Source organism: Mesorhizobium sp. M7A.F.Ca.CA.004.06.1.1, assembly GCF_003999135.1.
Taxonomy (GTDB): domain Bacteria; phylum Pseudomonadota; class Alphaproteobacteria; order Rhizobiales; family Rhizobiaceae; genus Mesorhizobium.
In genome coordinates this window covers 1-11,103 of sequence record NZ_RZPQ01000113.1, presented here as the reverse complement: position 1 = coordinate 11,103, position 11,103 = coordinate 1, and the positions used below count along the sequence as shown (strand labels likewise).

The window sequence follows — 11,103 nt, the reverse complement described above, 5'->3', positions numbered from 1 at the left end:
GACCGAGCAGGACGGCATGCAGAAGTCCGCGCATCGCAGCGTAAAAACTACGCATTGCAGCCGACCTTGACGATATGCGGCAGCGAGACGTCCGACAGGCCGGTGCTGCTGGCGATTGGCGTGTCGTAGAAGGTCAGCACGAAATACATCCTGCCGAAGCCGTCTGTCAGCAGCCAATTGCCCGGCATCGGGTGATGGCCGGCGGAAATGATCACCGAATTGTCGGGCTGGCGCACCACCCCGTAGGATTGCAGCGCCGCCAGCCGGGGTTTGCCGGTTTCGACCACGCCGAGCGACTGGTCGGCGGCATAAAGCGTCCAGAACCGTGCTGTCGGAAAATCACCCTCGATTGTGTAGGTGCATTCGCGCTTGAGCTCGGCGCCGGCCGCGTCTCGCTCGGCGACGAAGGACAGCCCCTCGGCGCGGCCGAGCGCAAGCACACCCTCGCGCGCCACGCGGGCCTTGGAATAGGGATCGGCGGCCGGCGTGCCGATATCGGGAAAGGCTGTCCATTGGCCGATCCTGATGGCGCCGACACCATCCTGGACTTTCAGCGCATACCAGACGCTGCCGCCACCGCCGACGATGGCTATGGCAAGCGAAAGCAGCGTCAGGAAGGCAGTTTTGAGCATGAGGGGCCGGGGACACGAAGAGTTGCCGCTCGGGGATATCGCGGCGCAGGGCCTTGTGGCAAGCGGGCCGACGTAGAATTGCAGACGGCTCTCCCTTCTCCCCTTGCGGGAGAAGGTGGCCGAGCGAAGCTCGGTCGGATGAGGGGTGTTCCAGCTTGGCAATGGCGGTGATCCGGCCATCACCCCTCAACTGTCTCGGCGCCAATCACAGCGCCGACAGCGTCTCCGGCAGTTGCGGCGTACTGAGGACGGGCGCCGACTGGAACAGCGTGGTCATGTCCCGCAGCGTCTGGGTCGTGCGGCTGGACAGCACCGGCGGCCGTTCGGCGGCTGCATCGGCCGCCGCCTGATCGTCGCTCTTCTTCTGTGCTTCCTCGGCCTTGGCAGCGATCTCCTCATCGACGAAGGGCTTGTCGATGCCCGGGATCGGCTTGAGGTCGATGTTCTGGTGCGCATAGACCATCAGTCGCTGCCACACCATCGCCGGCAGTGAGCCACCGGTCATGTTCTTGGTCGGCGTGAAGTCGTCATTGCCCATCCATACCGCCGCCGTGTAGTTGCCGGTGAAGCCGACAAACCAGGCGTCGCGGTAGGACTGCGTGGTGCCTGTCTTGCCGGCGACGACGATGTTGGGAAGTTGGGCTCGCCGCGCCGTACCCATCACCGGCACTGCGGCCAGCATGGTGTTCATCGATTTGAGCGCCTGCTCGGACAGCACCCGGTGTGGCGGCGGCGCGTCCTTGGCGAAATCATAGACCACCTCGCCGGTCCGGGTGACGAGTTGGCTGATGCCGTGCCGGGAGCCGACGAAGCCGTTGTCGGCGAACACGCTGTAGCCCGTCGCCTGGTCCATCACCGTCATGCTCGAGGTGCCGAGCACCATCGTCTTATGTGCTTCGATCGGCGATTCCACGCCCATCGCCTCGGCCATGGCCTTGATCGGGCCGATGCCGAGATGATCCTTGGCCAGCCGCACCGGCACGGTGTTGATCGACTTGGCCATTGCCATGATCAACGTGACGTTGCCGGCCGATCCGCCGTTGTAATTGTGCGGCGACCAGCTGCCCCAGCTGATCGGGCCGCCGGAAATGATGGAGTTGGGGGTGAAGCCGTGTTCCATCGCGGTTGCGTAGACATAGGGCTTGAATGATGAGCCGGTCTGGCGCAGCGCCTTGGTGGCGCGGTTGAACTGGCTGGCCCCATAGTCGCGGCCGCCGACGATGGCGCGCACGGCGCCGTTGGTCTCGATGACGACGACGGCACCTTCGGTGACGTTGTACTCCTTGCCGAACTGGCGCAGGTGGAACTCCACCGATTCTTCCGCCGCCTTCTGGATGTTGGCGTCAAAGGTGGTGTGGGCGAGAAGCGAGTGCTGGCCAGGTTTGGCGATCTTCTTGACCTCGTCGAATGCCCAGTCGAGGTAATAGTCAGGGCTTTTCTGTTCGCCGCGGTCGACGACATCGGCCGGATGCAGCCTGGCCTGCAGGACCTGGCCTTCGGTCATGAAGCCGGCATCGACAAGGTTGGACAGCACCACATTGGCGCGCGCGCGCGCCGCCGGCAGGTTGATGTGCGGCGCATATTTGGTCGGCGCCTTGAACAGGCCGGCCAGCATCGCCGCCTCGGCCAGGTTCAGGTCCTTGACGCTCTTGCCGAAATAGAAGTCGGCGGCAGCCTCGATGCCGAACGTGCCGCCGCCCATATAGGCGCGGTCGAGATAGAGCTGCAGGATCTCCTTCTTCGACAGATTGGCCTCGAGCCACAGCGACAGGAAGGCTTCCTTGATCTTGCGCTCCAGCGTGCGCTCGTTGGTGAGGAACAGGTTCTTGGCCAACTGCTGGGTGATGCTCGAGCCGCCCTGGACGACGGAGTTCGCCCGCACATTCTCGAAGATCGCGCGCGACAGGCCGAGCACATCGATGCCGTAGTGGTCGAAGAAGCGACGGTCCTCGGTGGCAAGCACCGCCTTGATGACGTGATCGGGCATCTCGTCGACCGGCACGGAATCGCGCTGGATGATGCCGCGCTGGCCGATCTCGTTGCCATAGCGGTCGAGGAAGGTGACGGCGAAGTCGCCCTGGGCGCGCCAGTCGCCAGCCGTGTCCTGGAAAGCCGGAATGGCCAGCGCCAGCATCACCACGATGCCGACGGCGCCGAGCGTGAAACCTTCGCTCAACAGTTCGATGATGCCACGGCGCCAGCCGTTGACGCGGAAGCGCCGCGAGAAGATCGTCGCTGATTCCCAGAATTGGCGCGCCTTGAAGCCGATCTCATAGAGCGAGGAATCGATCCACGCATCGAGCGCCAGCAGCCGGGCGGCGATCGGACCTCTTCTTTTGCGCGGTTCGGGACTGGCCATTCGGAATCCGGCTAGCAATTGCACGACCTGAGAACCGCAAACCGGCAATTTCAGGGCGATGCATTCCGGGAGACTATTCCTCCATTTTTCCAGCACTCACAAGGGCGGCGAAGACACAGTATTGGGTTTGTTGCTGATGGGCCGGCCCAAGAATACAGCCCGGCGCCAACAGCATGTGCCCGCGCCTCCAGCGGAGGCGTGAACTTGTTATCACTGCAGCTCGGCGCGCCTCATGCGGCTCGCAAGCTTTCTTTCGGACGCAAATTCTGGTTCATGCGGAACAGGTTCAGCGGGTCGTAGCGCTGCTTGATTTCCAGAAGCCGTCGATGGTTGCCACCATAGGCCGCTTCGACCCGGTCGACCTCGTCCTCCGGCATGAAGTTCACGTAGGCGGTGCCGGCGGCATAAGGTTTGGCCGCCTCGTAGATTGAACGAGCCCAGTCGGTGCAAGCCTTGTCCATGGTGGGTTCGCGCCAGCGGGCGTGAATGTTCATGACGAAATGCGAACTGCGCTGTGGGAACGCCGTTGCATCCGCCTTGACGCGACCTGCCGCGCCGCCGACATGGCCGATAAATATCTCGCATTCGGGTCCCGGCAGCTTGGCTATTGCCCCCGTTACGACCGCAGCCGCCTCCTCGGAAAACTCGGTGAAGTCATGGCTCTTCCAGTAGTTGCGGGCGCCGGGCGTGAGCAGTGGGTCGAATGCCTGCTGCCAGCCGGTGAACGGGCTGGGGCCCACGACATCGGCAATCGGCGTGCCGATGGCTCGAAGTTTTTGCGTCGCCTTTTCGCCTGCCTCGATGTCGCCGCAATAACACATGGCCAGAACCAGAACCTCCTTGCCATGCCATTCCGCGGGCAGGAAGGGCAGCGGCGGCGCCTGCCGCATGACTACCCAGCAGGTCAACTCGTCAGGAGCGGTTTCGAGCGCCTTGCGATACTCCCGCAGCACCTTTTCGGCATCGGCGAAGGGATGGACGACAAGCCCTGCCAGCACTTGCGGTCCAAACTCATGGAGATGGAACTCGAATGCCGTGACGACGCCGAAATTGCCGCCGCCGCCGCGCAGCGCCCAGAATAAATCGGGATTTTCAGTCTTGCTGGCCCGGAGCAGTTTGCCGTCGGCGGTGACCACATCGGCGGAGGCAAGATTGTCGATGGTCAGGCCGAATTTGCGGGTGATCCAGCCGAAGCCGCCACCCAGCGTCAGGCCGGATATGCCGGTGGTCGAGTTGATTCCGGTCGGCACCACCAGCCCGAAGGCCTGCGTCTCCTTGTCGACATCGGCAAGCGTCGCGCCAGGCCCGACCCATGCCCGCCGCCCAGCGACATCGACCCGCACCGATTTCATCAATGACAGATCAATCATCAGGCCACCATCGCAGACCGCACTTCCGGCAATGTTGTGGCCGCCGCCGCGCACGGAGACGAGAAGCCTGTTCTCCCTGGCGAAATTCACGGCACTGACGACATCGGAAGCGCCGACGCAGCACACGATCAGCCCGGGCAGCCGGTCGACCGTGGCATTCCAGACGGTCCGTGCTTCGTCGTACGCGGCATCGCCTTCGCTCAGCATTTTGCCGCGCAATTGTGCCGAAAACGCTTCCAGGGCTGCGGCGTCGATTGTCGTTTTTCCGCGTTCAAGCGTGGTGAGGCTCATGGTGTTCATGGTTTCCTCCCGATTTGCAGATGAGCTGTCCTCTCCCAAAAGACGTTTTTACTGTGCGCTTATATTAGCTATCGCGCAAGTTTCGCGTCGGCCAGCGTTGCGACTCGCAAGCGGGGCACATGGTGCCGCCAGCCGGCGATCTCAGCCGTTTTGCGCGCGCGACCTTGCACCCTCGGCCGCCAGGATGCCGATCATGCTGATGCGAATGTGAGCGAAGCAGCGTAGCGCTATCCCACTCCTCAGGCCGGTTCGCGCTTCAGCGCCTGCGCCATGCAGTGGATGCCACCGCCGGTCTTCGAAATCTCGCTCATGTCGACGGCCGCGACTTCGAAACCGCGCGCCTTGAGCTGACCGATCAGCGCCTGGCTGGAGGTCGGCGCGATCACCCGGTCCCTGCCCAGCGACATGAAGTTGCAGCCGAGCGCCATCGTATCCTGGAACGGCACGTCGATGATCTCGTGGCCCTTGCCCTTCAACCAGTCGACAATGCCGGGTTCGGTGCAGGCGAGGCAGACAGCGGTCAGTTTTTCGGCGATCGGCACCACCATCAGGTCGATATGGACGTAATATTCGTCGATGAAGGCGATGCGGGTTTCCCAACCCTCCTTGTCGAACCAGGCCTGTACCTGGCGCGCACCTTCCTCCTGCGTGCGGGCGCCGCCGCAGCCGATCAGCACGACGCCGTCCTCGATGACGTTGAAGTCGCCGCCCTCGAACGTGCCTGCGGTGACCATGTCGTAGATCGGGATGCCGAGCTTTTCGTAGGTGCGGATCGCGGCGTAGTTCTCGCCGCGCCGCCACCAGTTGGCCATGGCGGTGATGAAGGCGCCGTAAGGCGTCATGACGCTGGAATCGCGGGAATAGACCTGCATCGGCAGCTCAGGCGTCGGCTCGTGCCAGTGGATGTTGACGCCGAAATGCTCGTAGGCGGCGACCAGGTCCTTGTGCTGTGCCTGGGCGATCTGGACGTTGCAGGGCGCCTCGCGCAGATGCTTGCGCGACAGCGAACTGGTCGACAGATGCCGCAGGAAATTGGGCGAGCCGAGCAGGACGTCGGTTAGCACGTCGGTCTCGTTGGCAAAGCCCCAGGCGGTCAGCGGCTTGGTGCCGCCGGCTGGGTTGCGGCGCTGCAGCGAAAACGGCTCGGCGACAATGCGGTCATGAACGGTCATGGGGTTCTCCTCGTGATCAGATCGGCGGTCATTTGGCTTGGGGAATGCTCGGTATCCACCAGTCGCGTCCGCGCGGGGTGGTGACATATTCAGGCCAGCGAAAATGGATAGGCGGCTCGTAGTCACAGAGCGGGGCGATCCAGTTCGAGCCGCCGATTCCGCCGCCGGTGCGGGCGACGAATTCATTCATCGCCGCATCGCGGGCGGTCTGGTCTTCCAGCAGGCGGAGCGCCGCCAGCGCGACCGTCTTGGACGCGCAGATGACCATCGGGTCGATCGTCGCCGAAATGCCGCCCAGCGCATTCATCACCCATGCCGGATAGGGGTAGCCGGTCTCCGAACGCAGCGCCGGGCGGGCGACATAGAACCGCGCTGTCGGCGTATGCCAGCTCATGTCGGTGTAATCGTCGGAGGTCGAATTGACTTGCGAGGGCGGCAGATCGCGGCGCAGGATCGCTTCCGCCGCCTGCGGCTCGATCAAGCGCTCGAGTTCTTCGATGAACGGCTCGTCGCTCGCCATGCGCCCGGCATTGACCTGTATTTCGCGGGCAACTGCCTTGGCGTCCTCGTCCCAGCGCGGCGGCCCAGCCGTCGACAGCGCTTCATAGGCGATTTCGGCCATGGCATGGTTGGCAAGTCCCGGTCGTGACTTCGACACCCAATGCCGCTCATGGCGGCAGCCGCTCATGCTGGCAGCGGCCTCGGCATTGCGGTCGAGCACCGCGGTGACCTGCTCGGCCATGGCAAGCGTCGGCACGCGGATCATGTACTGGATCTCGGCCAGCCCCGCCGGCAAATTGTCGGCGGTTGCTTGCCCCGCCGTCAGGATCGCTTCGCTGATCGACCAGCCGCCCTGGTGCGGCAGCATGGAATCGCGCAGAGCCTTGGAGGCCATGTACATCATCATCAATGCGTCGTTGGCGCCGGGGGCGCGCGCCGCCGAATGTGCTTGCGGAATGGGTGCAGCACCCGCAGCCAGCGCCCAGCGCTCCGGTTGGTCGCAGATGAAGCGATAGATCATCGCGTAGGCCGCGCCGCAATGCGTGTCCCAGCGCGCCGTGTTGCAGAGCGGCAGCATGTAGAACGGATGAAAGGAGATCATGCCGGCAAGGCCGTCATAATAGCCCTTGGCGGCATGGATCGGCTTTGACCCGCGCACCTTTTCCGCCGGCTCGCCGGTGAAGCGCAGCGTGCCTGATATGCCGTGGCGCTGCATCGCCGCCTTGGTCGCCAGCAGCCCGCCGAGGCTCGAAATCCGGAGGCCGGAATGCGGGTCGGTGTGGCCGCCGGCCTGGTTGCCAAGTCCCCGGCGCGGACGCTCGACCGTAGCGGCATCCTGGCAATTGCCCGGCACCGCGTCGTATTCGGCGTACATGCCGATGGTCGGGCCGGGGCCGTTGGTCCAATGCGCGCAGAAGGCGGTCGGCATGCCGGCGGAGCCTTCTTCGACGGAAAAGCCTTCGAGTTTCAGCCGCTCGACATACCAGGCGGCTGATTGATACTCCCGCCACGCGGTCTCGCCGTAATCGAAGATGGTGCGTGTCCACGCGGACAACAACGGCTGGATGCCGTCGAGACAGGCAAGGGCGGTTGCTTGCGCCGAGGTGGCCACCGGTTTCTCCATGGCATGAGAAGAAAGCAGTGAAGCGGGTCGCTAAAAAGTGATATGTTTTCCCGGTTCGTGCAAATTCGGTTCACCTGAGGTTCCTTGCGTATACCATCGACACAAGCGCTGCGCGCGCTCGACAGCTTCGCCCGCCACGGCAGCGTCTGGCGCGCCGCCGACGAGTTGCACCTAACCCGCAGCGCTGTTAGCCATCAGCTTCGCCTGCTGGAGCGCGACCTCGGCTTCGACCTGCTCGAACGCATCGGCAAGGGCGTGGCGTTGACGCCGCGCGGCCAGCGCTACGCCAGCGATGTGCGCAAAGCGCTCACCGTTCTGGGCGACGCGGTGACGCGCGATGCCGGCACCGGAGTCGGCGGCTCGTTCGCCGTCAGTTGCACGCCCGGCTTCGCCTCGCTGTTCTTGTGCACCCATATCGGCGAGTTCCGGCAGATGTATCCTGACGTGGCGCTGCGCATCCTGACGCCGCGCCGGCTCGACGATGTCAGCAATGCCGATGCCGATGCCTTCATTGCGTTTGGTGTCGGCAATTGGCCGAACCGGGCGGTCGAGCCGCTCTGTGAAATCTCGTTCACGCCGCTCTGCAGCCCGACACTGCTCAACAAGGTCGGTGGTTTTTCCCGGCCGTCGGACGTGCTGCGCGCCAACCTGCTGCATCTCGATGACACCGAGGATTGGGCGCGCTGGCTGGCGCTGTCCAAGGTGGAAAACCCCGACATTGAGGGCGGCATCTTCTTTTCGGACATGAACCTCGTCTTTTCGGCGGCGATTGCCGGCCAGGGCATCGCCATGGGCGACGAACTGACCAGCCGGCGGGCGCTGAGCGAGGGCCGGCTGGTCAGGCCGTTCGACATAGCGATCAAGTCGCCGCGTTCCTATTTCCTGGTCTCCGAACACGCCAAGGCTTCGCATCCGGTGCTGGAAGCGTTCGCAGGATGGCTGCGGTCGAAACTCCAGGAGAACCGCATTCTGCCGTATTGAGGGCAGGTGGCGACATCTCGCCATAGATGAATGGAATTTGCCGATCACGCGAAAACTATTCGGTTGCGGTGAGCCGGCACCCTGCCTACGATTTCGACAAGCGTTAGGGAAAGGGCAGTATGCAGCAACCCGGCCGTGCCGCAGAGATCAAGGCAATCGGGATCGGCAAGAGCTTCGGCTCATTCCGTGCGCTGGACAATCTGTCGCTCGATATCGGCCGTGGCGAGTTCCTGACCCTGCTCGGGCCGTCCGGTTCGGGCAAGACCACCTTCCTGATGATCCTTGCCGGCTTCGTGCAGCCGACCGAAGGCAAGCTGTTCAGCGACGGCGTCGACATCACCGACCGGCCGGCCGAGCAACGTGCCGCCGGCATGGTGTTCCAGGGCTACGCGCTGTTCCCGCATATGAGCGTCGAAGCCAACATCGCCTTCCCACTCAAGGTGCGCAAGAAATCGGCCGCCGACATCAAGCGCCGCGTCGGCGAGATGATCGAGCGCGTCGGCCTCAAGGGCCACGAGAAAAAACTGCCGGCGCAATTGTCAGGCGGTCAGCAGCAGCGTGTGGCGCTGGCCCGCGCGCTGGTGTTCGAACCGGGCGTGCTGTTGCTCGACGAACCGTTTTCCGCGCTCGACAAGGGCCTGCGCGGCCAGATGCAGGCCGAGATGAAGCGGCTGCACCAGGAGACCGGGACCACCTTCGTCTTCGTCACCCACGACCAGAGCGAGGCGCTGGCGCTGTCGTCACGCGTTGCCATCTTCAACCACGGCAAATTGCTGCAGGTTGGAGCGCCCGACGAGGTCTACGACCGGCCGGACAACCGCTTCGTCGCCGAGTTCCTCGGCGAGATCAACATGCTGCCGCTGAAGGGGGTCAAGCCTGCCGGCAATGGCTCGACCGGCCTGTGCGAGGACCGCGCGGTCAGCATGGGCTGCAAGGCCGAACTCGTGCGCGGCGATGCCATCCTGGCGATCCGGCCCGAATACATGTCGATATCGAGCGAGGCGGCAGATGGTGAGAATGGGATCGCCGCTACCGCCACCAACTCCACCTATCTCGGCGCGGCAACGCGGCTCGACCTGACGACGCGGCAAGGCGCCAAGGTCACGGTCTCGGTGCCGAGCGAGGTGGCTGCCGCGGCGTTGAGCAAGGGCAACTCCGTCTGGCTCACCTGGCCGGCGGAAAAGGGTTTCCTCCTTCCGCATGGAGGGCAATGACGAACGGTGTGGCGAGATATCGCAGCACCGATTCCGGCACTATCAACAACAAAAAAGGGGAACTGACATGACACATGATACCAAGAAACAAGCCATCGAGAGCCTGTCCGCCAGGGCAGGCCGCGGTGAGATCTCGCGCCGGCAGTTCACACAGTTGGCGGCACTCGTGCTGGCCGGCACGCCGATGCTGCTGCGCTCGACAGGTGCCTTTGCGCAGGCCAAGGAGCTGGTGCTGGTCAACTGGGGTGGCGATGCCATCACCGCCTACGATGCCGCCTATGGCCAGGCCTTCACCAAGGACACCGGCATCACCGTCAAGATGGACGGTTCGGGTCCGACCGAAGGTGCCATCGCCGCGCAATTCAAGAGCGGCGCGCCGACCTGGGATCTCGTCGATGTCGATCCGTTCTCGGCCATCACGCTCGGCGCCCAGGGGGCTCTCGAGCCGATCGATTACAACATCGTCGACAAGAAGAAGATGCGGCCCGGCTTTGGTTGGGAATACGCCGCCTCGACCTATTTCTTCTCCTATGTCATCGCCTATGATTCCGAGAAGTACGGCAAGGACGCGCCGACCGGCATGGCCGATTTCTTCGACGTGAAGAAATTCCCCGGCAAGCGCTCGCTCTACAAATGGGGCGTGTCGAGCTGGGAAGCGGCGCTGCTCGCCGACGGTATCGCGCCTGCGTCGCTCTACCCGCTCGATCTCAAGCGCGCCCATGACAAGATCGCCGCCTTCAAGGAAAACGTCGTTGCCTATTGGGGTGGCGGCGCCGAAAGTCAGAGCGTGCTGCTCAATGGCGAGGCCTCGATGGCAATCGTCTGGTCGACCCGCGCTTCACTGATCGAGCAGGATAGCGGCGGCAAGATCAAGTTCATCTGGGACCAGGGCCTGATCTCGCCCGGTGCGCTCGCCGTGCTCAAGGGCAATCCCGGCGGCAAGGACGCTGCGATGAAGTTCATCGCCAGTGCCCAGGACCCTGAAAAGCAGCTGGTCATGTTCGACAAGCTCGGCCAAGGTCCTGCAAACCCGGCGGCAGACGCGCTGATCCCTGCCGACAAGAAGCGCATCAACCCGGTCGATCCCGAGAACATGAAGAAGCAGATCGCGCTCGACATGGACTGGTACGCCAAGAACTACGGGCCGGCGCTCGACGAATACACCAAGATCATCTCGGCCTGATCAGGGCAGGGGTAATCGGGTCGACATGAGATCCTATCTCTCCGACAGGATGGGCGCGGCGCTGTTGATGGCGCCGCTGCTCCTGTTTCTTGTCCTGGCCTATGCCTGGCCGTTCCTCGGCGTCGTCAAATGGAGCTTCACGCTGCCGACGCCCGGCCTCGGCCAGTATGAGGCGCTGCTTACCGACGATCTCGTGCAGTCGGTGTTCATCCGCACGCTGCGCATCGCGGCGGTCGTCACCGTGGTTTCGGTGGCCGCTGCCTACGCC

At 63.7% G+C, this 11,103-nt stretch carries 8 protein-coding genes and 1 pseudogene; 4 read left to right on the top strand and 5 right to left on the bottom strand.

The features are described from left to right. Window positions 1-47 precede the first annotated feature (47 nt). The 5 genes from EN906_RS09915 to EN906_RS09895 all read right to left on the bottom strand — a co-directional run bounded on the left by EN906_RS09915 (window position 48) and on the right by EN906_RS09895 (window position 7,457). Window positions 48-632 (bottom strand): DUF1214 domain-containing protein, encoded by a 585-nt coding sequence (locus tag EN906_RS09915; RefSeq protein WP_127271885.1) that lies wholly within the window; start codon window positions 630-632, stop codon window positions 48-50. A gap of 205 nt (window positions 633-837) precedes the next feature. Further along, entirely contained in the window at window positions 838-2,991 is a 2,154-nt protein-coding gene (locus tag EN906_RS09910) for a penicillin-binding protein 1A (RefSeq protein ID WP_127272265.1), read from the bottom strand. Window positions 2,992-3,221: 230 nt separating this feature from the next. Next, a complete protein-coding gene (locus EN906_RS09905) occupies window positions 3,222-4,661 on the bottom strand; it encodes an FAD-binding oxidoreductase (RefSeq protein ID WP_127272266.1) in 1,440 nt (479 codons plus the stop codon). A gap of 239 nt (window positions 4,662-4,900) precedes the next feature. Beyond that, window positions 4,901-5,833, bottom strand: a complete 933-nt coding sequence (locus EN906_RS09900) for a dimethylarginine dimethylaminohydrolase family protein (RefSeq protein WP_127267591.1) — start codon at window positions 5,831-5,833, stop codon at window positions 4,901-4,903. Between the two features lie 28 nt (window positions 5,834-5,861). After that, a complete protein-coding gene (locus EN906_RS09895) occupies window positions 5,862-7,457 on the bottom strand; it encodes an amidohydrolase (RefSeq protein WP_164777144.1) in 1,596 nt (531 codons plus the stop codon). 84 nt (window positions 7,458-7,541) lie between these two features. Between EN906_RS09895 and EN906_RS09890 the strand changes: the two genes are divergently transcribed. The 4 genes and pseudogenes from EN906_RS09890 to EN906_RS09875 all read left to right on the top strand — a co-directional run. Next, entirely contained in the window at window positions 7,542-8,438 is an 897-nt protein-coding gene (locus tag EN906_RS09890; protein WP_013532647.1) for a LysR substrate-binding domain-containing protein, read from the top strand. A 119-nt stretch (window positions 8,439-8,557) separates the two neighbouring features. Beyond that, window positions 8,558-9,652 (top strand): ABC transporter ATP-binding protein, encoded by a 1,095-nt coding sequence (locus EN906_RS09885; RefSeq protein WP_127267593.1) that lies wholly within the window; start codon window positions 8,558-8,560, stop codon window positions 9,650-9,652. Between the two features lie 67 nt (window positions 9,653-9,719). Continuing rightward, complete coding sequence (locus EN906_RS09880; protein WP_023812803.1) at window positions 9,720-10,835, top strand: ABC transporter substrate-binding protein; 1,116 nt, start codon at window positions 9,720-9,722, stop codon at window positions 10,833-10,835. Window positions 10,836-10,860: 25 nt separating this feature from the next. After that, window positions 10,861-11,103, top strand: a pseudogene (locus EN906_RS09875) (ABC transporter permease); the annotation flags it as partial.

Excerpts from the sequence above, each read along its gene's own strand:
- EN906_RS09895 (WP_164777144.1), bottom strand. The coding sequence starts at position 7,457 with ATGGAGAAACCGGTGGCCACCTCGGCGCAAGCAACCGCCCTTGCCTGT.
- EN906_RS09905 (WP_127272266.1), bottom strand. The coding sequence starts at position 4,661 with ATGAACACCATGAGCCTCACCACGCTTGAACGCGGAAAAACGACAATC.
- EN906_RS09915 (WP_127271885.1), bottom strand. The coding sequence starts at position 632 with ATGCTCAAAACTGCCTTCCTGACGCTGCTTTCGCTTGCCATAGCCATC.
- EN906_RS09885 (WP_127267593.1), top strand. The coding sequence starts at position 8,558 with ATGCAGCAACCCGGCCGTGCCGCAGAGATCAAGGCAATCGGGATCGGC.
- EN906_RS09900 (WP_127267591.1), bottom strand. The coding sequence starts at position 5,833 with ATGACCGTTCATGACCGCATTGTCGCCGAGCCGTTTTCGCTGCAGCGC.
- EN906_RS09910 (WP_127272265.1), bottom strand. The coding sequence starts at position 2,991 with ATGGCCAGTCCCGAACCGCGCAAAAGAAGAGGTCCGATCGCCGCCCGG.
- EN906_RS09880 (WP_023812803.1), top strand. The coding sequence starts at position 9,720 with ATGACACATGATACCAAGAAACAAGCCATCGAGAGCCTGTCCGCCAGG.